The following is an 18,846-nucleotide window of genomic DNA, read 5'->3' as shown; positions in this document are numbered from 1 at the left end:
CTCTCAACGAACGATATACATCCTCCTGTCGCGGCCGCTCCGGATTGTCAAATCCCGACCGCCGCAGCTTTGTGCACTCCCAGCGGAGAAACACCGTGCGGCAGGGATGTTTTGCGCCGCGCTCAAGGGGTCGCCGGGTTGGCCAGTCCGACGCCTCCGACGGGAACCGTCGGCGTGCTGGAATCGAAGCCGGCAATGAGCGGACGGGCGCGGCCAATCGCTTCCTGGACGGCCGGCAGCGAAAGCGACGCCTTGTGGCTTGCCTCGTCAACCCAGGCCTCGGTGATCCAGATTACGTCGGCGTCCGAGGGATCTTCGGCAACGATATAGCTCAGGCATCCAGGCATCGCATCGGTGCTTGCCAGCAGGATTGCGATCAGTTCGTCGCGTTTTCCGGGCTGTGCCCGCATCTTGCCGATCAGTCCGAACATATCCCTCACCTTTCATCGCTTGGCCGCGCCTATCTGCGCCGCTCCGCCCGCAGCTTGGCCCAATAGTCGAGACGCTTCCTGATCTCACGCTCGAAGCCGCGTTCGGGCGGGTCGTAAAAAGTCTGGCGGCCGAGCTTGTCGGGAAAATAGTCCTGACCGGAAAAGGCCTCCGGCGCGTCGTGGTCATATTTGTAGCCGGCGCCGTAGTCCTCCTGCTTCATCAGCTTGGTCGGCGCGTTCAGAATATGCTTGGGCGGCATCAGCGAGCCGTGCTCCTTGGCCGCCCGCGTGGCCGCCTTGAAGGCCGTGTATACCGCATTCGATTTCGGCGCGGTGGCGAGATAGACGCAGGCCTCCGCCAATGCCAGTTCGCCCTCGGGCGAGCCCAGATAATCGTAGGCGTCCTTGGCCGCGTTGGTGATTACCAACGCCTGGGGATCGGCCAGGCCGATATCCTCGCTCGCCATGCGCACCAGCCGGCGGCCAATATAAAGCGGATGCTCGCCGGCATCGAACATGCGCGCCAGATAGTAGAGCGCGGCATCGGGGTCGGAACCGCGGACCGATTTGTGCAGCGCCGATATCAGGTTGTAATGGCCGTCCTGGCCCTTGTCGTAGATCGGCGCGCGGCGCTGCACGATGCGCTGCAGGTCCTCGGCCGAAAACACCTCGTCCACACGCGCGGCGCGCCAAATCTCTTCGCACAGTGTCAGAGCCGCCCGACCGTCACCATCGGACATGCGGATGAGGACCGCGCGCGCCTCGTCGTCAAGCGGCAACCGCTTCTCCTCGGCCTGCTCGGCCCGGGCAAGCAGCTTCGCGATGCTTGCCTCGCCGAGGGCGTGGAAGCTCAGCACACGGGCGCGCGACAGCAATGCGGCGTTCAGCTCGAAGGACGGGTTTTCCGTCGTCGCGCCGACCAGAATGACCGTGCCGTCTTCCATGACCGGCAGGAAACTATCCTGCTGCGCCCGATTGAAGCGGTGGATCTCGTCGACGAAGAGCAGCGTCTGACGACCATTGCCGCGCCGCATGCGCGCCGCCTCAAACACCTTCTTCAGATCGGCGACACCGGAAAAGATGGCCGAGATCTGCTCGAAGGCCAGTCCGGTCTCGCCGGCCAGCAGTCGCGCAACCGTCGTCTTGCCGGTTCCCGGCGGGCCCCAGAAGATCATCGAGCCCACAGAGCCCGAACGGATCATCCGCGTCAGCGTGCCATCCGGCCCAGTCAGATGCTCCTGGCCGACGACATCGTCGAGCACGGCCGGGCGCAGCCGGTCGGCCAGTGGACGCCCGCCATTTCCGGGTTCGGCGGTGGGGTTTTCGAACAGATCAGCCATTGCGTGCGTCAGAAACGGATTGTCTGGCGAATCAGGCGACCGTCGCGTTCGACGATGAAGCGCCACCAGCGCGTATCGTCGGCCGACGCGCTACGCAGGCTTCCTGCCGTGTCGATCTCCCGGCCGTTCACCTGGCGCACGATGTCACGCGGCTTGAGGCCTATATTGGCGGCCGGCGAATTGCGTGCGACGTCGACCACCGCAACGCCGCGCAGGCTGGTCGGCAGGCGCAGGCGCTGCGCCAGGCGCGGCGACAGGTCGGCCACGCGTGCCCCGGCAAACGGGCTCGTCCCGTCAATGACGACCGGCTTGCCGCCGGCATTATCCGGCGCACGAACGAGCCTCACCTCGAGCTCACGTTCCTCGCCCTGGCGCACGACGACAAGACGCGCCGTGCCGCCCACGGACTGCGTGGCCAGCCGGTAGCCGAGCGCATCGACATGCTCGATGGCGGCGTCGTTGAGGCGTATCACGACATCTCCGGGCTTCAATCCGGCCTTGGCGGCCGGCCCATCCTCGTCGACCGAGGAGACGAGCGCCCCGATCGCCCGGTTCATCCCCAATGCCTCCGCGATCTGCGCCGTGACCGGCTCGAAGGCGGCGCCGATATAGGGCCGCTCGAAGTAGTCCTCGCCGCGCTCGGCCGAATCGACAACCGAGCGCACGATATTGGCTGGAATGGCGAAACCGATGCCGTTGGAGCCGCCGGAGCGTGAATAGATCGCGGTGTTGATGCCGACCAGGCGGCCGCTCATGTCGATCAGCGCGCCGCCCGAATTGCCGGGATTGATGGCCGCGTCGGTCTGGATGAAGAAGCCGAAATCGGACACGCCGACATGATTGCGCGCCAGGGCCGAAACGATGCCGCTCGTCGTTGTCTGCCCGACACCGAAGGGATTGCCAATGGCGAGCACCAGGTCGCCCACCTCCAGCGCGTCGGAATCGCCAAAATCGAGCGCCGGAAAATTCTCCTCGCCATCGACCTTGAGCACGGCGATATCCAGCGATTCATCCTTGAGCATCACCCGGCTTTCGAACTCGAGCCCGTCGGATGTCGCGATCTTCACCTCTTCGGCGTCACGGATGACATGATAATTGGTGACGATGATGCCCGAGGGATCGACGATGACGCCGGAGCCGAGCGATGAGCGCACACGCGGCGGCATCTGCCGGCCGAAGAATTGCTCGAAGAACGGATCGCCGGCAAAGGGCGAGCGCGAGCGCACCAATTGCTTGGCATAGACGTTGACGACGGCCGGCGCCGTCTGCTTGACCAACGGTGCGAATGAAAGCTGCATCTCGGCGCGCCCGAGAGGCACGCGTTTGGCGGTTTGATCCCGGGACGGCGCAGCTTTGCCGCCGTCCATGAGCTCCCCGAGGAACCCGCGCAGCCCGGGACCTTGATCTTGCGCGTGAGAAAGACCGACCGGCCCCATGATGACGGCAGCGGCCAAGGCACATAACCAGATGATGGTGTGCGCGCTCTTGCGCATCGGCGATGCCTCCGTCGTCAGTTTGCGTCCATTGTTGCGGCGATTGTGCTATTTAGATGGCGGTTCTGGCGGCGCCAGACAATGCCTTAACGGGCAACCTTTTCAACCATTGCCGCGATCGCGTCAAAGCCGCGCGAGCGGGCATGATCGAGCGGCAGCGTACCTTCGGCATCGGCCAGCGACACGTCGGCTCCAGCATCGAGGAGAAGCCCGACGATCTCTTGATATATAGGCCATCCATCACCCAGGATGACCGCCTCCAGCAGGGCCGTCCAGCCAAGATTGTTGACATGATCGACATCGATATCGGTCTCGAGCAGGATACTCACCGTCTCGGGATGGCCGTGATGGCAGGCCGGAATCAACGCCGTGCCGCCATAGCGGTTCGTATCGGCGAGGTCGGCCCGCCCGCCTGCCAATATCAGCCTCAGGATCTCGTTGCGCCCCTCCGCCCCGGCGTAGAGAAACGGCGTGTCGCGAATGTTGTCCTTGGCGTTGACGTCGGCGCCGGCTTCGATCAACAGCCGCGCGATCTGCACATCGTTCCGCGTGGTCGCAAGGAGAAGCGGTGAGCGCCGCGCGCTATCCCTGATTTCGAGGTCGGCGCCTTCCGAAATGAGCCCGCGCACCAACTCTGCGTCCCCCTGCGCGACGGCCTCCAACAGATTCATCGTTCTTCCTTGCGCCCCAGCCTGGGAAATCGCCAGCGGCTGCACAACACCGCTGAGAAAAAGACCCAATAAATAGCGGCGCCGCATGCCGTTTCCTTCACGCTTTCTCATAATCCGTGGGCCGGAGTCGAAAAAGGGGCCGCGCGGGCCCCTTCCTCAAGAAATGCTTGATAGCGCGCTTACGCCGCTTCGGACTCGCTCGTGGCGTCTTCAGCCTCGGCGCGCGCCCGGTCGGCAGCACCCTTGGCACTCGTGTCGCGGTCGACGAACTCGATCACCGCCATGGCGGCATTGTCGCCGTGACGGAATCCAGCCTTCATGATGCGCAGATAGCCACCATTGCGCTGCGCGTAACGCGGCGCAATCGTGTCGAACAGCCGCTTGACAAGCTGGTCGTCGCCGATCGCCGAAATGGCCTGGCGGCGAGCATGCAGGTCGCCGCGCTTGCCCAGCGTGACGAGCTTTTCGACGATCGGGCGAAGCTCCTTCGCCTTCGGCAGGGTCGTGGTGATCTGCTCATGCTCGATGAGCGAAGCGGCCATATTCGAGAACATGGCCTTGCGGTGGCTTGATGTGCGATTGAGCCGGCGGCCAGAACGTCCATGGCGCATGAGCTTACTCCTTCAAATGTCTCTGCGAGACATGATCTGACGCGAGGCTTGCGCCCCGCGGATCACGCTCAGTACTGATCTTCGTAGCGTTTTGCGAGATCTTCGATGTTGTCTGGCGGCCAGTCCGGAACTTCCATACCGAGATGGAGTCCCATGGCGGCGAGCACTTCCTTGATCTCGTTGAGCGACTTGCGGCCGAAATTCGGCGTGCGCAGCATTTCCGCCTCGGTCTTCTGGATCAGATCGCCGATATAGACAATGTTGTCGTTCTTGAGGCAGTTGGCCGAACGCACCGAAAGCTCGAGCTCGTCCACTTTCTTCAGAAGCGCCGGATTGAAGGCAAGCTCGGTGGCCTGTTCCGCGGCAACTTCCTTCTGCGGCTCCTCGAAATTGACGAAGAGGCCGAGTTGGTCCTGAAGGATGCGTGCGGCAAACGCCACGGCGTCCTCGCCGGTGATGGAGCCGTCGGTATCGATGGACATGGTCAGCTTGTCATAGTCGAGGACCTGACCCTCACGGGTGTTCTCGACCTTGTAGGAGACCTTCTTGACCGGCGAATAAAGGCTGTCGACGGGGATCAGGCCGATCGGCGCATCCTCGGCGCGGTTGCGCTCGGCCGGCACGTAGCCCTTGCCGGAGTCGACGGTGAATTCCATGCGGATTTCCGCGCCCTCGTCGAGCGTGCACAGCACGTGATCGGGATTGAGGATCTCGACATCGCCCACCGTCTGGATATCGCCGGCAATCACCGTGCCCGGGCCCTGCTTGCGCAGGACCATACGCTTCGGCCCCTCGCCTTCCATGCGGATGGCGATTTCCTTGATGTTGAGGATGATGTCGGTGACATCCTCACGCACGCCGGGGATCGAGGAGAACTCGTGCAGAACGCCGTCGATCTGCACCGCCGTAACGGCGGAACCGCGCAGCGACGACAGGAGTACGCGGCGCAGCGCATTGCCGAGCGTGAGGCCAAAGCCACGCTCGAGCGGCTCGGCAACCAGCGTCGTGATAGTGTTGTTCTTGGTCGAGAACTCGATCTTGTTGGGCTTGATGAGTTCTTGCCAGTTCTTCTGGATCATGGTGTTTCCTTCCGTATCCCGCCACCATCCATTCGTGGCGGGCAAGCTGGAAAAGGCCGGCAGGCGGGATCTGCAAGCCTGCGGCCTGAATGCAGTCGTTAGACGCGGCGCTTCTTGCGCGGACGACACCCATTGTGCGGGATCGGCGTCACGTCGCGGATCGACGAAATGGTGAACCCGGCAGCCTGAAGTGCGCGCAAGGCAGATTCACGACCGGAACCGGGGCCGCAAACCTCGACCTCGAGCGTGCGCATGCCGTGCTCCTGCGCCTTCTTTGCACAATCCTCGGCCGCGATCTGAGCGGCGAAGGGAGTCGACTTGCGCGATCCCTTGAACCCCTGGGCACCAGCCGAGGACCAGGCGATGGTATTGCCCTGGGCATCGGTGATGGTGATCATGGTGTTGTTGAAAGTCGAGTTGACGTGAGCAACACCCGACGAAATGTTCTTGCGCTCGCGACGGCGAACACGCGTGGCTTCCTTGGCCATTTCTTTCCTTTCATTCGATATCGACGCCGCCGTAACGCCAGCGGCTACACCTTGGCGAATGGTCAATAGTAAATGGTGAACAGGCGCAGATGGAACGCTCCATCCCTACCATTCACCATTCTACCATTCACCCAATTACTTCTTCTTGCCTGCAATTGCCTTTGCCGGCCCCTTGCGGGTGCGCGCGTTGGTATGCGTGCGCTGGCCGCGGACTGGAAGCGAACGACGGTGGCGAAGGCCGCGATAGCAGCCGAGATCCATCAGCCGCTTGATGTTCATCGACGTCTCGCGCCGCAAATCACCCTCGACCCGGTAGTCGCGGTCGATCGTCTCGCGGATCTGCAAAACCTCGGCGTCGGTCAACTGGTTGACGCGGCGCTCTGCCGGAATGCCGACCTTCTCGACAATATCCTTGGCGAGCTTGGGACCAATACCGTGAATGTACTGAATGGCGATGACGACGCGCTTGTTCGTCGGAATGTTGACGCCTGCTATACGGGCCATGTTCTTCTCCATTTCGGCCGGAACGTCCGGCGCTTCAAGTTGACCCGCGTCCGGTGGAGGCCGGCCCTTGCGGGGGTTCCTTCTCAAATCGGCTGCAACGTCGGTTAGGACCGCACAGCATCAAGACTGACAGGAAGATGGGCCGCACTAATCCAGAACGGCAAAAATGTCAACCGTATAAACCCGTCAATCCCGCACGATATTCGCTAGTGGTTCGATTCCGACATTTGCATCCCACCTGTGTCAAGCCATCAAGCAAATGTCGGAATCAGAAGAACCACTACCAATCCATTGATTCTAGTGGAGTCCCGAATTTGACATTTGATATGGCGGCCGACACAGCCGAGGATTCAAAAGTCAAATTCGCTCCACTAGGACATCTTCGATCTGTCGCGTCACATCGTCAATTTCGGCCATGCCATCGACGACGCTGAGCTTGCCCTTGGCATAATAGTAGCCGATCAGCGGCGAGGTGTCCTTGTAGTAGGCCTGCAGCCTCGTGCGCAGCGTCTCGGCATTGTCATCGGGGCGGCGCTTGAATTCGGTCGAGCCGCAATTGTCGCACACGCCGTCGACTTTCGGCTTGCGGTTGGTTTCGTGATAGCCGGCGCCGCAAACGGCACAGGTATAACGCCCGGATATGCGGTCGACCAGAACATCATCGTCGACCTTGAGTTCGATGACGGCATCGAGCGCCAATCCCTTGCGCTCCAGCATCATGTCGAGCGCATCGGCCTGGGCCAGGGTGCGCGGATAGCCATCGAGAATGAACCCCTTGGCACAATCGTCGGCGTCGATGCGCTCGGACACGATGTCGTTGACGATCTCGTCCGATACGAGCCGGCCGGCATCCATGACCGCCTTGGCGCGCAGCCCCACCTCGGTGCCCTCCTTGACAGCCATGCGCAGCATATCGCCGGTGGACAATTGAGGAATGCCGTGCTTCTCGACCAGCCGCTGTGCCTGTGTTCCCTTCCCCGCCCCCGGCGGTCCGAGCAGTATCAGCCTCATTTCCCTCTCTTTCCTCCGCGGAGCTTCGACTTCTTGATCAGTCCCTCATATTGGTGGGCGATCAGGTGCCCCTGAACCTGGGAGACCGTATCGAGCGTTACACTGACGACGATCAGAAGCGAAGTGCCACCAAGGTAGAACGGAACGCCGGTCGCCGAGATCAGGAACTCCGGCAACAGGCAGACAAGAACGAGATAGATCGCACCGACCACTGTGATGCGCGTCAGCACATAGTCGATATATTCGGCCGTGCGCTCACCCGGACGATAGCCGGGGATGAAGCCCGAATGCTTCTTCAGCTGATCGGCCGTGTCCTTCGGGTTGAAGACGATCGCCGTGTAGAAGAAGGCGAAGAACGCGATCATTCCGGCATAAAGCAGCATGTAAAGCGGCTGGCCGTGACCGAGCGTCGCCAGCAGGCTGTTGGCCCAGCCCGGCAGGGTCGTCGACTGAGAGAAACCCGCAACCGTGGCCGGCAGGAGCAGCAGCGATGAGGCGAAGATCGGCGGGATGACGCCGGCGGTGTTGAGCTTCAGCGGCAGATGCGACGTATCGCCCTGGAACATGCGGTTTCCGACCTGGCGCTTGGGATACTGAATCAAGAGCCGTCGCTGCGCCCGTTCGAAGAACACGATCACGGCGATAACGGCAACCGCCAGCACGATGATGGCCAGGATGATGCCGGTCGACAGCGCGCCGGTCCGCCCGAGCTCCAGCGTCCCGCTGAGAGCACTCGGCAGGCCGGCGACGATGCCGGAGAAAATGATGAGAGAAATACCGTTGCCGATGCCGCGCGCGGTGATCTGTTCACCGAGCCACATCAGGAACATGGTGCCGCCGACGAGCGTGATGACCGCCGACAGCTTGAAGAACCAGCCGGGATCGGCGACGATTCCCGAGCCGCTTTCAAGCCCCACGGCAATGCCGTAGGCCTGGACCGTGGCCAATAGCACGGTACCGTAGCGCGTGTACTGGTTGATGACCTTGCGGCCCTGCTCGCCTTCCTTCTTGAGCTGCTCGAGGGTCGGCACGACCGACGTCATGAGCTGCATGATGATGGAGGCGGAAATATAGGGCATGATGCCGAGCGCGAAGATGGCCATGCGCCCGACCGCGCCGCCGGCGAACATGTTGAACATGCCGAGAACGCCGCCCGACTGCTGCTGGAAGGCCTGGGCAAAGGCGTCGGGGTTGATCCCCGGAATGGGAATATAGGTGCCGAGCCGATAGACGAGCAGCGCGCCGAGGGTGAACCAGATCCGCTTCTTCAGGTCCTCTGCTTTTGCAAAGGCCGAAAAGTTCAGATTGGATGCCAATTGCTCAGCAGCTGACGCCATGAAAAATCTCCGCTCCGTCACGCAGACGAGCCGCCCGGACGGGCGGCGCGCTTCTTGCGAAGCCCCGAAATAGGCTTCACCCGGCCAGGATGCAAGCGGCGGCCGATCGCCGCCGCTTCACAATTGCCGCTTATTCCGCCGCAGCCTTCTCGGGCAGCATGACCGAGCCGCCGGCCTTCTCGACCTTCTCGATTGCCGCCTTGGAGGCGCCGGCCACGTCAAAGCTTACCTTGGCCTTGAGTTCGCCGTCCGAAAGAAGGCGAACGCCATCCTTGGCGCGCCGCACGACACCGGCAGCAATCAGCGCCTCGACCGTGACCGTTGCCTTGGGATCGAGCTTCTTGGCGTCGATCGCCTGCTGAACCCGGCCCACGGACACCGTGTTGAAATCCTTGGCGAAGATATTCTTGAAGCCGCGCTTCGGCAGGCGCCGGTAGAGCGGCATCTGGCCGCCCTCGAAGCCGTTGAGCGACACGCCCGAACGCGAATTCTGGCCCTTGACGCCGCGTCCGCCCGTCTTGCCCGAACCAGAACCGATACCGCGGCCGACGCGCTTGCGGGAATGACTGGCGCCATCCTTGTCACGCAATTCGTTGAGTTTCATGTTTCCGTCTCCCGCGAGGTTCAAGCCTCGTCCACTACGCGGACGAGATGTTGCACTTTCGCGATCATTCCGCGCACGGCTGGAGTATCCTCCAGTGTGCGGCGGCGATGCATCTTGTTCAGACCCAATCCGATCAGCGTCTGGCGCTGGGCGGCGGGACGGCGAATGGGGCTGCCGATCTGCTCGACGGTCACCGTCTGGCCCTTCTTCTTCTCAGCCATTGTCGTCAATCCTCTTCAAGCAGCCGCAATCATTCCTCGGTCGCCACGGCGCCACGGCGCGCCTGTAGCGTCGAGTACTTGATTCCACGATGCGCAGCGACATCCTTGGGATGCATCTGCCGCTTGAGCGCATCGAAAGTAGCACGGACCATGTTGTAGGGATTGGACGTCCCCATCGACTTTGCCACGACGTCATGCACGCCGAGCGTCTCGAACACCGCGCGCATCGGGCCACCGGCGATGATGCCCGTACCGGCCTTGGCAGCGCGCAGCAGAACGCGTCCGGCACCGTGACGGCCCTCGACGTCGTGATGCAGCGTGCGGCCCGAGCGCAGCGGCACGAAGATCATCTCGCGCTTGGCGCTCTCCGTTGCCTTGCGAATGGCCTCCGGCACCTCGCGCGCCTTGCCGTGGCCGAAGCCGACGCGGCCCTTCTGATCGCCAACGACGACGAGCGCGGCAAAGCCGAAACGGCGACCACCCTTCACGACCTTGGCGACGCGGTTGATATGAACGAGCTTATCGACGAATTCGCTGTCGCGCTCGTCACGGTCGCGGCCGCGACCTTCCCTACGATCCTGTGCCATATCCTAGTCCTTGTTCTTTTCCGGTAGCACGGCTGCAAAACAATATCCGCCAAAGACGGCCGGGAGAGCCGTCGTCGACGGACATGCGATTAGAAACTCAGGCCGCCCTCACGCGCGGCTTCCGCCAACGCCTTGACGCGGCCGTGATAGATGTAGGCGCCGCGGTCGAACACGACATCCGTGACACCCTCCTTCACGGCCCGCTCGGCCAGGAGTTTGCCCACGGCGGCAGCCGCAGCGGCATCCGCGCCCGATTTCAGGGATCCCTTGAGATCCTTTTCGAGCGTCGAAGCGGCGGCCAGCGTGTGGCCCTTCGTATCGTCGATGATCTGGGCGTAGATGTTCTTCGACGACCTGTGAACCGAAAGACGCGGGCGGCCATTGGCCACCTTCCTGATCTGACGGCGGACGCGCGCCGCACGGCGCTGGGTGGAATCCTTCGAAGCCATGACTGTACTTCCTTGCCTTGTAAGACGGGTGCGGCCATGTGCGGTAGCCTCTTCGGCTCCCGCGACCGCGCACCGTGGCGTTACTTCTTCTTGCCTTCCTTGCGGACGATGCGTTCGTCCGCATAACGCACACCCTTGCCCTTGTAGGGTTCGGGTCCGCGATACTCGCGAATCTCGGAAGCGACCTGGCCGACCTGCTGCTTGTCGATACCCTTGACCACGATTTCCGTGGGCTTCGGGCAGGCGATCTCGATCCCCGCCGGCGTCTGGTAGACCACATCATGGCTAAAGCCAAGTGCCAGCTGCAGGTTCTTGCCCTGCATGGCAGCACGATAGCCCACGCCGGTGATCTCCAGCCGCTTCTCGAAGCCTTCGGTCACGCCCTGCATGATGTTGACGATCTGCGTGCGCGACATGCCCCATTTGGAGCGTGCGTCCTTGGACTGGTCGCGCGGTTCGACCGACACCCGTCCGTCTTCCAGCTTCACCAGCACTTCATCATTGACCACGAACTTCAGTTCGCCCTTCGGGCCCTTCGCCATGACGGTCTGGCCGTCAATTGTGGCGGTAACGCCCTGGGGAACCTGAACGGGTTTCTTGCCAATACGAGACATTGTCTTGTCCTCGTTCCTTTTCCTGTCTCAAGCCGCCCGATCAGAAGATCTGGCAGAGAACTTCTCCGCCGACATTCTGGTCACGCGCCTCGTGATCGGCCATCACACCCTTCGGCGTGGAAAGAATGGCGATGCCGAGACCGTTGGCGACCTGCGGGATCGACCTGGCCGAAACGTAGACGCGACGGCCCGGCTTGGACACACGGCCGATCTCACGGATGACCGGTACGCCGTCGAAATACTTCAGCTCGATCTCGATCTCCGACTTTCCGTTGTCGAAATCGGTCTGGCTGTAGTCGCGGATGTAGCCTTCGCTCTTCAGAACTTCCAGAACACGCGCCCGCAGCTTCGACGCTGGCGTGGAAACCTTCGTCTTCTTGCGGCCGATCGCGTTGCGAATCCGGGTCAGCATATCGCCGAGAGGATCACTCATGGACATGGGTCAGCCCTCCTTACCAGCTCGACTTGACCAGGCCCGGGATCATGCCCATGGACCCGAGTTCACGCAGCGCGACACGCGACATCTTCAGCTTGCGATAATAGCCGCGCGGACGACCCGTCACTTCGCAGCGATTGCGAATGCGGGTCTTGGACGAATTGCGCGGCAGAGCGGACAGCTTGAGCTGTGCCCGGAAACGCTCCTCGAGAGGCAGTTCCTGGTTCTTGATGATCGCCTTGAGCTCCGCACGCTTTGCAGCGTAGCGGTCGACGAGATTGCGCCGGCGCTTGTTCTTTTCGACTGAGCTGGTCTTGGCCATTTCAGATTCTTCCTTTTCTCGCTGCCGTTACTGCCGGAAGGGGAAGTTGAAGGCCCTGAGCAACGCCCGGGCTTCGTCGTCCGTCTCGGCAGTCGTACAAACGATGATGTCCATTCCCCAGATCTGGTCGACATTGTCGTAATTGATCTCGGGGAACACGATGTGCTCCTTGATGCCCATGGCGAAATTGCCGCGGCCGTCAAAGCTCTTCGGGTTCAGGCCGCGGAAATCGCGAACGCGCGGCAGCGCGATCGTGACCAGGCGGTCCAGGAACTCGTACATGCGGTCCTTGCGCAGCGTCACCTTGGCGCCGATGGGCATGCCCTCGCGCACCTTGAAGCCGGCAATCGAGTTGCGCGCCTTGGTGACCACGGCCTTCTGACCGGAAATCAGCGCCAGATCCTCGGCCGCGTTCGTCGGCTTCTTGGAATCGCCAGTCGCCTCGCCAACGCCCATATTGATGACGATCTTGTCGAGACGCGGAATCTGCATCTCGTTGGCGTAGTTGAACTGTTCCTGCAGCGCCTTGCGAATCTGCTCCCTGTAGAGCGTTTTCAGGCGCGGCTGCTCAGCGGTCTTAGACATCGATTGTAACTCCCGAGCGCTTGGCCACACGCACCTTCTGGCCGTCCTTCACCTCGATGCCGACGCGGGTCGGCTTGCCGTCCTTGGGGTCGGCAACGGCAAGATTGGACAGATGGATCGGGGCTTCCTTCGAAAGGATGCCGCCTTCCTGGGTCTGACTCTGACGCTGATGGCGGCGAACCATATTGACGCCGCGCACGACGGCCTTCTCGTCCTTCGGCATGACGCGAACGACTTCACCGGTGCGGCCCTTGTCCTTGCCGGCGAGCACGACGACCTTGTCGCCCTTGCGAATCTTCTGCATTGGTCCGGCTCCTTAAAGCACTTCCGGCGCGAGCGAAATGATCTTCATGTGGTTCTTCGCGCGCAACTCACGCGGGACCGGGCCGAAGATACGGGTGCCGACCGGCTCTTTTTTATTGTCGACGAGAACGGCTGCGTTCTTGTCGAAACGGATCACGCTGCCGTCCGGACGGCGGATGTCCTTGGCCGTGCGCACCACGACCGCCCTCATCACATCGCCCTTCTTCACGCGGCCGCGCGGAATGGCTTCCTTGACCGACACCACGATGATGTCGCCGACGGAAGCATATTTCCGCTTCGAGCCGCCCAGCACCTTGATGCACATGACACGACGGGCGCCGGAATTATCCGCCACGTCGAGGTTTGTTTGCATCTGAATCATGACTGGCCGCCTTCTTCTTGTCTCAAGGGGACGGGCTCAACGCCCTCCCCGGCTTGTCCATTATTCGCTACTGCGCCTGGTTCTCGGTCACGACGACCCAACGCTTATCCTTGGAGATCGGCTTCGATTCCTGGATGAATACGTTGTCGCCTACCTTGAGCGCGTTGGTTTCGTCATGCGCCTTGTAGTTCTTCGACATGCGCACGGTCTTCTTCATCACAGGATGCGTGAAGCGACGCTCGACCTTGACGACAACCGTCTTCTCGTTCTTGTCGCTGACCACCGTGCCCTGCAGGATGCGCTTTGGCATAATCGTCGTCCTTAAGCCTTGTTGCCGGCCGACTTCTCGGCGGCGATGGTCTTGATGCGCGCGATGTCCCGACGGACTTCCTTCACACGCGACGTCTTCTCGAGCTGCCCTGTCGCCTTCTGGAAGCGCAGGTTGAACTGCTCCTTCTTGAGCGAGGCAAGCTCGTCATTCAGCTGATCGAGCGTCTTGGCCCGAACGTCCGAAGCTTTCATGGCTTGGCCCTTTCCTATTCCGCAATGCGCTGTACGAAGCGCGTTCTGACGGGCAGCTTGGCGGCGCCCAAGCGCAGAGCCTCGCGCGCCACGTCTTCAGGCACGCCGTCGAGCTCGAACATGACGCGACCGGGCTTGACGCGGCAGGCCCAGTAATCGACGGAACCCTTGCCCTTGCCCATGCGGACTTCGGTCGGCTTCGAGGTCACCGGGACATCCGGGAACACGCGAATCCAGACGCGGCCCTGGCGCTTCATCTGGCGCGTGATGGCACGACGAGCGGCCTCGATCTGACGAGCGGTGACCCGCTCCGGCTCCAGTGCCTTCAAACCGTAAGCACCGAAATCCAGGTTCGTCCCGCCCTTCGCAGCGCCGTGAATGCGGCCCTTGAACTGCTTGCGGAACTTTGTGCGCTTAGGCTGCAGCATCGTTCTCTAACTCCAATTCAAATTCGTTCGGCGCGTCGCTTACGCGTTCTCGCGGCGACGACCGCCGCCCTGATGCTCGCCCTCGACCGCGCGGCGCTCCGAAGCCATCGGGTCGTGTTCGAGGATCTCGCCCTTGAACACCCACACCTTGACGCCGCAGATGCCGTAGGCGGTGTGCGCTTCGGCCGCGCCATAGTCGACGTCGGCGCGCAGCGTGTGCAGCGGCACACGGCCCTCACGATACCATTCCATACGCGCGATCTCGGCACCGCCGAGACGGCCGGCGCAGTTGATGCGGATGCCCTCGGCGCCCAGACGCATCGCCGACTGAACGGCGCGCTTCATGGCGCGACGGAAAGCCACGCGGCGCTCAAGCTGCTGTGCGATCGACTGGGCGATCAGCGCAGCATCCGTCTCGGGCTTGCGCACCTCGACGATGTTGAGATGCGTCTCCGACTTCGTCATCTCGGTCAGCTTGCGGCGCAGCTTCTCGATATCCGCACCCTTCTTGCCGATGATGAGACCGGGGCGCGCGGCGTGGATCGTGATGCGGCACTTCTTGTGCGGACGTTCGATCACGACCTTGGAGACCGCGGCCTGCTTCAACTCCTTCATCAGGTAGCTGCGGATGCCGATGTCCTCGTGAAGCAGTTCGCCATACTCGCCGGTATTGGCGTACCAACGCGAGTCCCAGGTCCGGTTGATGCCGAGACGAAGGCCGATCGGATTGACTTTCTGGCCCATCAGGCGGCCTCCACTTCTTCTTCAACTTCGCGCACGACGATCGTCAGGTTCGAGAACGGCTTCTCGATGCGGCTGGCGCGGCCGCGGCCGCGGGCATGGAAGCGCTTCATGACGATCGACTTGCCGACATAGGCCTCGGCCACGACGAGCGCGTCGACATCGAGGTCGTGATTGTTTTCCGCGTTGGCGACCGCCGATTCCAGCGTCTTCCTGACAGTTTCGGCAATGCGCTTGCGCGAGAATTCCAGGTCGGCGAGCGCTGTCGCAACCTTCTTGCCCCGGATCAGGGAGGCAACCAGGTTCAGCTTCTGCGGGCTGACACGGATCGTGCGCAGAACGGCACGCGCCTCGTTGTCAGCAAGCCTGCGCGGAGCTTTGGCCTTGCCCATCGTTATTTCCTCTTCGCCTTCTTGTCCGCACCGTGGCCGTAATAGGTCCGGGTCGGCGCGAACTCACCGAATTTTTGACCGACCATGTCCTCGGACACGGAAACGGGAACGTGTTTCTGGCCGTTGTAGACACCAAAGGTGAGGCCGACGAACTGCGGCAGGATGGTGGAGCGGCGGCTCCACATCTTGATCACCTCGTTGCGGCCGCCTTCGCGCACCTTCTCCGCCTTCTTCAGCAGATAGCCGTCGACAAACGGGCCTTTCCAGACTGAACGGGTCACTTCAGCTTACCTCTCTTAGCTCTTGCGCGCGTGGCGCGAGCGCATGATGAACTTGTCGGTCGACTTGTTGGACCGCGTCCGCTTGCCCTTCGTCGGCTTGCCCCACGGGCTGACCGGGTGACGGCCGCCGGAGGTCCGGCCCTCGCCGCCGCCATGCGGATGGTCGACCGGGTTCATGGTCACGCCGCGATTGTGCGGACGCTTGCCGCGCCAGCGCGTGCGACCCGCCTTGCCGTCATTGATGTTGGCGTGGTCCGGATTGGACACGGCACCCACCGTGGCAAAGCACGAACCGGAGACGAGCCGCTGCTCGCCCGAGTTCAGGCGCAGGATCGCCAGGCCCTGGTCGCGACCGACGAGCTGGGCGTAAGCGCCAGCCGAGCGGGCGATCTGACCACCCTTCTCCGGCTTCAACTCGACATTGTGGACGATCGTGCCCACGGGCATCGCCGAAAGCGGCATCGCATTGCCGGGCTTCACGTCGACCTGCTTGCCGGACACGACCTTGTCGCCGACCGCCAGGCGCTGCGTCGCCAGGATGTAGCTAAGCTCGCCATCCTCGTAACGGATAAGCGCGATGAAGGCCGAACGGTTGGGATCGTATTCAATCCGTTCAACCGTCGCTGCCACATCGAACTTGCGGCGCTTGAAGTCGATGATGCGGTATGTCCGCTTGTGACCACCACCGACAAAACGGGCAGTCACGCGGCCATGATTGTTGCGTCCGCCCGACTTCGTCAGACCCTGCGTCAGGCCCTTGACCGGCTTTCCCTTGTAGAGGCCGGATCGGTCCACGACAACCAGCTGACGCTGGCTCGCCGTCACCGGATTGTATTTCTTGAGTGCCATCTTATTCCCTCAAGCCTCTCAGAGACCGGTTGTCACGTCGATCGCGTGGCCTTCGGCCAGCGTCACGACTGCTTTCTTCACCGCGCTCTGGCGTCCCATTGTGCCGCGGAAGCGCTTGACCTTGCCCTTGCGAACAAGCGTGTTCACAGCCGTGACCTTGACGCCGAAGAGCGCCTCGATCGCCGCCTTGATCTCCGGCTTCGAAGCCGTCGGCGCGACATTGAACACGACCTGGTTGTTCTCCGAAGCCATGGTCGACTTTTCGGTGATCGCCGGGCTGACGATCACGTCATAATGGCGAAGATCTGTCATTTGAAGCGCTCCTCAAGGACCTCGACAGCTGACTTCGACAGGACCAGCTTGCCGCGGCGCAGAATGTCGTAGACGTTGATGCCCTGAACCGGCAGCACATCGATGTTCGGAATGTTCGAAGCCGCGCGCTTGAAATTCTGGTCGATCTCGGCGCCGCCGATAACCAATGCGTTGGAGAGGCCCAGCTTGGCGAGATTCTCCATCAGGGCCTTGGTTTTGCCGTCACCCGCCAGTTCGTCGACAACGATCAGGCTGTCGCTCTTGGCCTTGGCCGACAATGCATGCTTCAGACCGAGCGCACGGACCTTCTTTGGAAGATCGTGCTCGTGGCTGCGCACGACGGGACCATGCGCCTTGCCGCCGCCGCGGAACTGCGGTGCACGGGCCGAAGAGTGACGGGCGCGGCCCGTACCCTTCTGGCGGTACATCTTGGCACCGGTGCGCGCAATCTCGGCACGGCCCTTGGCCTTGTGCGTGCCCTGCTGCTTCTTGGCAAGCTGCCAGCGCACGACACGCTGCAGGATGTCTTCGCGCGGGTCGAGACCAAAGATCTCGTCGGAGAGCTTCACCTTCCCGGCTTCTGCGCCACCAAGCGTGGTGATCTTGATATCCATCATTCGGCTCCCTCAGTCGCCGGAGCGGTTTCTTGCGCCGGAGCGTCGTTCGTCTTGGCGGCGCGGATCGCGGCCGGCTTCGGCGCATTGTCCGGAAGGGCGGCCTTGACCGCGTCACGCACCAGGATCCAGGCTCCCTTGGAGCCGGGAACGGCGCCGCGGATCAGGATGAGACCACGCTCGGCATCGGTCGATACGACTTCGACATTCTGCGTCGTCACGCGCGTCTGGCCCATATGACCGGCCATCTTCTTGCCCTTGAACACGCGGCCGGGGTCCTGGTTCTGACCCGTCGAACCGTGCGCGCGGTGCGAGATCGAGTTGCCGTGCGAGGCGCGGCCACCACCAAAATTGTGGCGCTTCATCACACCCTGGAAACCCTTGCCGACCGACGTACCCGTCACATCGACCTTCTGGCCGGCAACGAAATGATCGACCGTAATCTCCGAACCGACATCGAGCAGGTTGTCCGGCGAAACGCGGAACTCGGCCAGCTTTGCCTTCGGCTCGACGGAGGCGATGGCAAAATGGCCGCGCAGCGCCTTCGACGTATTCTTCACCTTGGCCAGCCCGACACCGAGCTGTACCGCAGTGTAACCATTCTTCTCTTCGGTCCGCTGTGCGACGACCTGACAGTTCTCCATCCGCAGAACCGTCACCGGCACATGCTCGCCCGCATCATCGTAGACGCGTGTCATGCCCAGCTTTTGTGCGATAACACCTGAACGCATCAGTTCCACCTTCCCAAGCTCAAAGCTTGATCTCGACGTCGACACCAGCGGCAAGGTCGAGCTTCATCAGAGCGTCGACAGTCTGCGGCGTCGGGTCCACAATATCGAGCAGCCGCTTGTGCGTGCGCATCTCGAACTGCTCGCGGCTCTTCTTGTCGATGTGCGGCGAGCGGTTGACCGTGAATTTTTCGATCCGCGTCGGCAGCGGAATGGGGCCGCGGACGTTCGCGCCGGTTCGCTTGGCGGTCGACACGATCTCACGGGTCGACGCGTCGAGCACCCGGTGGTCAAACGCCTTTAGGCGGATGCGGATATTCTGGCCGTTCATGCGTCAATTCCTTGTTCTGGCGCGGCGCGGGCCGTACCCGCGCCCGCGACAGATCGACTGGTTCAACTTACTCGGTGATCGAGGCGACGATGCCGGCGCCGACGGTGCGACCGCCCTCACGGATGGCGAAGCGCAGCTTCTCTTCCATCGCGATCGGCACGATCAGTTCCACGTCAACCG

General features: G+C 62.2%; 32 protein-coding genes. All 32 read right to left on the bottom strand.

The annotated features are described in order from the left end of the window. Positions 1 to 122: 122 nt before the first annotated feature. Positions 123 to 431, bottom strand: coding sequence for a putative quinol monooxygenase (locus GM909_RS19930; RefSeq protein ID WP_157018973.1), 309 nt, complete (start codon positions 429 to 431; stop codon positions 123 to 125). 29 nt (positions 432 to 460) lie between these two features. Next, positions 461 to 1,771: a replication-associated recombination protein A gene (locus GM909_RS19925; protein ID WP_157018972.1), complete on the bottom strand. Its 1,311-nt coding sequence runs from the start codon at positions 1,769 to 1,771 to the stop codon at positions 461 to 463. Positions 1,772 to 1,779: 8 nt separating this feature from the next. After that, on the bottom strand, positions 1,780 to 3,264 hold the full coding sequence (locus GM909_RS19920) for a DegQ family serine endoprotease (RefSeq protein ID WP_157018971.1): 1,485 nt from the start codon (positions 3,262 to 3,264) through the stop codon (positions 1,780 to 1,782). Between the two features lie 86 nt (positions 3,265 to 3,350). Further along, positions 3,351 to 3,935: an ankyrin repeat domain-containing protein gene (locus GM909_RS19915; protein ID WP_235911986.1), complete on the bottom strand. Its 585-nt coding sequence runs from the start codon at positions 3,933 to 3,935 to the stop codon at positions 3,351 to 3,353. A gap of 179 nt (positions 3,936 to 4,114) precedes the next feature. Then, positions 4,115 to 4,546, bottom strand: a complete 432-nt coding sequence (gene rplQ / locus GM909_RS19910; protein ID WP_157018969.1) for a 50S ribosomal protein L17 — start codon at positions 4,544 to 4,546, stop codon at positions 4,115 to 4,117. Positions 4,547 to 4,614: 68 nt separating this feature from the next. Next, a complete protein-coding gene (locus tag GM909_RS19905; RefSeq protein ID WP_157018968.1) occupies positions 4,615 to 5,625 on the bottom strand; it encodes a DNA-directed RNA polymerase subunit alpha in 1,011 nt (336 codons plus the stop codon). Positions 5,626 to 5,723: 98 nt separating this feature from the next. Beyond that, positions 5,724 to 6,113 carry a 30S ribosomal protein S11 gene (gene rpsK / locus GM909_RS19900; RefSeq protein WP_157018967.1) on the bottom strand — a complete coding sequence of 130 codons (390 nt, stop codon included), beginning with the start codon at positions 6,111 to 6,113 and terminating at the stop codon, positions 5,724 to 5,726. Positions 6,114 to 6,248: 135 nt separating this feature from the next. After that, entirely contained in the window at positions 6,249 to 6,617 is a 369-nt protein-coding gene (gene rpsM, locus GM909_RS19895) for a 30S ribosomal protein S13 (protein WP_157018966.1), read from the bottom strand. A 357-nt stretch (positions 6,618 to 6,974) separates the two neighbouring features. After that, positions 6,975 to 7,628 (bottom strand): adenylate kinase, encoded by a 654-nt coding sequence (locus GM909_RS19890; protein WP_157018965.1) that lies wholly within the window; start codon positions 7,626 to 7,628, stop codon positions 6,975 to 6,977. Beyond that, entirely contained in the window at positions 7,625 to 8,965 is a 1,341-nt protein-coding gene (secY, locus tag GM909_RS19885; protein ID WP_157018964.1) for a preprotein translocase subunit SecY, read from the bottom strand. Before secY ends, GM909_RS19890 begins: the two co-directional genes overlap by 4 nt. Positions 8,966 to 9,095: 130 nt before the next feature. Then, a complete protein-coding gene (gene rplO, locus GM909_RS19880; protein WP_157018963.1) occupies positions 9,096 to 9,569 on the bottom strand; it encodes a 50S ribosomal protein L15 in 474 nt (157 codons plus the stop codon). A 20-nt stretch (positions 9,570 to 9,589) separates the two neighbouring features. After that, the gene (rpmD, locus tag GM909_RS19875; protein ID WP_157018962.1) at positions 9,590 to 9,790 is read right to left on the bottom strand and encodes a 50S ribosomal protein L30; all 201 of its coding nucleotides are present in this window, start codon (positions 9,788 to 9,790) and stop codon (positions 9,590 to 9,592) included. A gap of 29 nt (positions 9,791 to 9,819) precedes the next feature. Beyond that, positions 9,820 to 10,377: a 30S ribosomal protein S5 gene (gene rpsE / locus GM909_RS19870; protein ID WP_157018961.1), complete on the bottom strand. Its 558-nt coding sequence runs from the start codon at positions 10,375 to 10,377 to the stop codon at positions 9,820 to 9,822. 89 nt (positions 10,378 to 10,466) lie between these two features. Further along, on the bottom strand, positions 10,467 to 10,826 hold the full coding sequence (rplR, locus tag GM909_RS19865) for a 50S ribosomal protein L18 (protein ID WP_157018960.1): 360 nt from the start codon (positions 10,824 to 10,826) through the stop codon (positions 10,467 to 10,469). 80 nt (positions 10,827 to 10,906) lie between these two features. Continuing rightward, complete coding sequence (rplF, locus tag GM909_RS19860; RefSeq protein ID WP_157018959.1) at positions 10,907 to 11,440, bottom strand: 50S ribosomal protein L6; 534 nt, start codon at positions 11,438 to 11,440, stop codon at positions 10,907 to 10,909. Positions 11,441 to 11,480: 40 nt separating this feature from the next. Beyond that, positions 11,481 to 11,879 (bottom strand): 30S ribosomal protein S8, encoded by a 399-nt coding sequence (gene rpsH / locus GM909_RS19855; RefSeq protein WP_157018958.1) that lies wholly within the window; start codon positions 11,877 to 11,879, stop codon positions 11,481 to 11,483. 13 nt (positions 11,880 to 11,892) lie between these two features. Then, positions 11,893 to 12,198: a 30S ribosomal protein S14 gene (gene rpsN / locus GM909_RS19850; protein ID WP_157018957.1), complete on the bottom strand. Its 306-nt coding sequence runs from the start codon at positions 12,196 to 12,198 to the stop codon at positions 11,893 to 11,895. Positions 12,199 to 12,225: 27 nt separating this feature from the next. Then, entirely contained in the window at positions 12,226 to 12,783 is a 558-nt protein-coding gene (rplE, locus tag GM909_RS19845; RefSeq protein ID WP_157018956.1) for a 50S ribosomal protein L5, read from the bottom strand. Continuing rightward, positions 12,776 to 13,087, bottom strand: a complete 312-nt coding sequence (rplX, locus tag GM909_RS19840) for a 50S ribosomal protein L24 (protein ID WP_157018955.1) — start codon at positions 13,085 to 13,087, stop codon at positions 12,776 to 12,778. The genes rplE and rplX overlap by 8 nt, the downstream gene beginning before the upstream one ends. A 12-nt stretch (positions 13,088 to 13,099) precedes the next feature. Beyond that, a complete protein-coding gene (gene rplN, locus GM909_RS19835) occupies positions 13,100 to 13,468 on the bottom strand; it encodes a 50S ribosomal protein L14 (protein ID WP_157018954.1) in 369 nt (122 codons plus the stop codon). 67 nt (positions 13,469 to 13,535) lie between these two features. Beyond that, positions 13,536 to 13,778: a 30S ribosomal protein S17 gene (gene rpsQ, locus GM909_RS19830; RefSeq protein ID WP_157018953.1), complete on the bottom strand. Its 243-nt coding sequence runs from the start codon at positions 13,776 to 13,778 to the stop codon at positions 13,536 to 13,538. Positions 13,779 to 13,789: 11 nt separating this feature from the next. Next, entirely contained in the window at positions 13,790 to 13,990 is a 201-nt protein-coding gene (gene rpmC, locus GM909_RS19825; RefSeq protein ID WP_157018952.1) for a 50S ribosomal protein L29, read from the bottom strand. A 14-nt stretch (positions 13,991 to 14,004) separates the two neighbouring features. Then, positions 14,005 to 14,418 (bottom strand): 50S ribosomal protein L16, encoded by a 414-nt coding sequence (rplP, locus tag GM909_RS19820; protein WP_157018951.1) that lies wholly within the window; start codon positions 14,416 to 14,418, stop codon positions 14,005 to 14,007. 39 nt (positions 14,419 to 14,457) lie between these two features. Then, positions 14,458 to 15,162, bottom strand: a complete 705-nt coding sequence (rpsC, locus tag GM909_RS19815; protein ID WP_157018950.1) for a 30S ribosomal protein S3 — start codon at positions 15,160 to 15,162, stop codon at positions 14,458 to 14,460. Next, entirely contained in the window at positions 15,162 to 15,551 is a 390-nt protein-coding gene (gene rplV / locus GM909_RS19810) for a 50S ribosomal protein L22 (RefSeq protein WP_157018949.1), read from the bottom strand. Before rplV ends, rpsC begins: the two co-directional genes overlap by 1 nt. Before the next feature lie 2 nt (positions 15,552 to 15,553). Further along, complete coding sequence (gene rpsS, locus GM909_RS19805; protein WP_157018948.1) at positions 15,554 to 15,832, bottom strand: 30S ribosomal protein S19; 279 nt, start codon at positions 15,830 to 15,832, stop codon at positions 15,554 to 15,556. 15 nt (positions 15,833 to 15,847) lie between these two features. Next, the gene (gene rplB, locus GM909_RS19800; RefSeq protein WP_157018947.1) at positions 15,848 to 16,681 is read right to left on the bottom strand and encodes a 50S ribosomal protein L2; all 834 of its coding nucleotides are present in this window, start codon (positions 16,679 to 16,681) and stop codon (positions 15,848 to 15,850) included. Positions 16,682 to 16,699: 18 nt separating this feature from the next. Further along, a complete protein-coding gene (locus GM909_RS19795) occupies positions 16,700 to 16,993 on the bottom strand; it encodes a 50S ribosomal protein L23 (protein ID WP_157018946.1) in 294 nt (97 codons plus the stop codon). After that, entirely contained in the window at positions 16,990 to 17,607 is a 618-nt protein-coding gene (gene rplD, locus GM909_RS19790; protein ID WP_157018945.1) for a 50S ribosomal protein L4, read from the bottom strand. Before rplD ends, GM909_RS19795 begins: the two co-directional genes overlap by 4 nt. Continuing rightward, positions 17,607 to 18,338 carry a 50S ribosomal protein L3 gene (gene rplC, locus GM909_RS19785; RefSeq protein WP_157018944.1) on the bottom strand — a complete coding sequence of 244 codons (732 nt, stop codon included), beginning with the start codon at positions 18,336 to 18,338 and terminating at the stop codon, positions 17,607 to 17,609. The genes rplD and rplC overlap by 1 nt, the downstream gene beginning before the upstream one ends. 19 nt (positions 18,339 to 18,357) lie before the next feature. Then, positions 18,358 to 18,666 (bottom strand): 30S ribosomal protein S10, encoded by a 309-nt coding sequence (rpsJ, locus tag GM909_RS19780; RefSeq protein ID WP_007066362.1) that lies wholly within the window; start codon positions 18,664 to 18,666, stop codon positions 18,358 to 18,360. A 67-nt stretch (positions 18,667 to 18,733) separates the two neighbouring features. Next, on the bottom strand, positions 18,734 to 18,846 hold a 113-nt coding region (locus tag GM909_RS19775; RefSeq protein ID WP_456238013.1), incomplete at its 5' end, for an EF-Tu C-terminal domain-related protein.

It is taken from the genome of Mesorhizobium xinjiangense (assembly GCF_009749525.1).
GTDB classification, from domain to species: domain Bacteria; phylum Pseudomonadota; class Alphaproteobacteria; order Rhizobiales; family Rhizobiaceae; genus Mangrovimarina; species Mangrovimarina xinjiangensis.
The sequence above is the reverse complement of the archived record's forward strand: the minus strand, read 5'-3'. Positions and strand labels throughout refer to the sequence as shown.

Coding starts and splice junctions, on each gene's coding strand:
- GM909_RS19905 (WP_157018968.1), bottom strand. CDS start 5,625: ATGATCCAGAAGAACTGGCAAGAACTCATCAAGCCCAACAAGATCGAG.
- rpsC (WP_157018950.1), bottom strand. CDS start 15,162: ATGGGCCAGAAAGTCAATCCGATCGGCCTTCGTCTCGGCATCAACCGG.
- rplO (WP_157018963.1), bottom strand. CDS start 9,569: ATGAAACTCAACGAATTGCGTGACAAGGATGGCGCCAGTCATTCCCGC.
- rpmC (WP_157018952.1), bottom strand. CDS start 13,990: ATGAAAGCTTCGGACGTTCGGGCCAAGACGCTCGATCAGCTGAATGAC.
- GM909_RS19890 (WP_157018965.1), bottom strand. CDS start 7,628: ATGAGGCTGATACTGCTCGGACCGCCGGGGGCGGGGAAGGGAACACAG.
- rplP (WP_157018951.1), bottom strand. CDS start 14,418: ATGCTGCAGCCTAAGCGCACAAAGTTCCGCAAGCAGTTCAAGGGCCGC.
- rplN (WP_157018954.1), bottom strand. CDS start 13,468: ATGATTCAGATGCAAACAAACCTCGACGTGGCGGATAATTCCGGCGCC.
- GM909_RS19795 (WP_157018946.1), bottom strand. CDS start 16,993: ATGACAGATCTTCGCCATTATGACGTGATCGTCAGCCCGGCGATCACC.
- rpsJ (WP_007066362.1), bottom strand. CDS start 18,666: ATGAACGGCCAGAATATCCGCATCCGCCTAAAGGCGTTTGACCACCGG.
- rplR (WP_157018960.1), bottom strand. CDS start 10,826: ATGGCTTCGAAGGATTCCACCCAGCGCCGTGCGGCGCGCGTCCGCCGT.
- GM909_RS19925 (WP_157018972.1), bottom strand. CDS start 1,771: ATGGCTGATCTGTTCGAAAACCCCACCGCCGAACCCGGAAATGGCGGG.
- GM909_RS19920 (WP_157018971.1), bottom strand. CDS start 3,264: ATGCGCAAGAGCGCGCACACCATCATCTGGTTATGTGCCTTGGCCGCT.
- rpsM (WP_157018966.1), bottom strand. CDS start 6,617: ATGGCCCGTATAGCAGGCGTCAACATTCCGACGAACAAGCGCGTCGTC.
- secY (WP_157018964.1), bottom strand. CDS start 8,965: ATGGCGTCAGCTGCTGAGCAATTGGCATCCAATCTGAACTTTTCGGCC.
- rplB (WP_157018947.1), bottom strand. CDS start 16,681: ATGGCACTCAAGAAATACAATCCGGTGACGGCGAGCCAGCGTCAGCTG.
- rplE (WP_157018956.1), bottom strand. CDS start 12,783: ATGTCTAAGACCGCTGAGCAGCCGCGCCTGAAAACGCTCTACAGGGAG.
- rpsQ (WP_157018953.1), bottom strand. CDS start 13,778: ATGCCAAAGCGCATCCTGCAGGGCACGGTGGTCAGCGACAAGAACGAG.
- rplD (WP_157018945.1), bottom strand. CDS start 17,607: ATGGATATCAAGATCACCACGCTTGGTGGCGCAGAAGCCGGGAAGGTG.
- rpsK (WP_157018967.1), bottom strand. CDS start 6,113: ATGGCCAAGGAAGCCACGCGTGTTCGCCGTCGCGAGCGCAAGAACATT.
- rpsN (WP_157018957.1), bottom strand. CDS start 12,198: ATGGCCAAGACCAGCTCAGTCGAAAAGAACAAGCGCCGGCGCAATCTC.
- rpsE (WP_157018961.1), bottom strand. CDS start 10,377: ATGGCACAGGATCGTAGGGAAGGTCGCGGCCGCGACCGTGACGAGCGC.
- rplC (WP_157018944.1), bottom strand. CDS start 18,338: ATGCGTTCAGGTGTTATCGCACAAAAGCTGGGCATGACACGCGTCTAC.
- rplQ (WP_157018969.1), bottom strand. CDS start 4,546: ATGCGCCATGGACGTTCTGGCCGCCGGCTCAATCGCACATCAAGCCAC.
- rplV (WP_157018949.1), bottom strand. CDS start 15,551: ATGGGCAAGGCCAAAGCTCCGCGCAGGCTTGCTGACAACGAGGCGCGT.
- rplF (WP_157018959.1), bottom strand. CDS start 11,440: ATGTCTCGTATTGGCAAGAAACCCGTTCAGGTTCCCCAGGGCGTTACC.
- GM909_RS19915 (WP_235911986.1), bottom strand. CDS start 3,935: ATGAATCTGTTGGAGGCCGTCGCGCAGGGGGACGCAGAGTTGGTGCGC.
- GM909_RS19930 (WP_157018973.1), bottom strand. CDS start 431: ATGTTCGGACTGATCGGCAAGATGCGGGCACAGCCCGGAAAACGCGAC.
- rplX (WP_157018955.1), bottom strand. CDS start 13,087: ATGCAGAAGATTCGCAAGGGCGACAAGGTCGTCGTGCTCGCCGGCAAG.
- rpsH (WP_157018958.1), bottom strand. CDS start 11,879: ATGTCCATGAGTGATCCTCTCGGCGATATGCTGACCCGGATTCGCAAC.
- rpmD (WP_157018962.1), bottom strand. CDS start 9,790: ATGGCTGAGAAGAAGAAGGGCCAGACGGTGACCGTCGAGCAGATCGGC.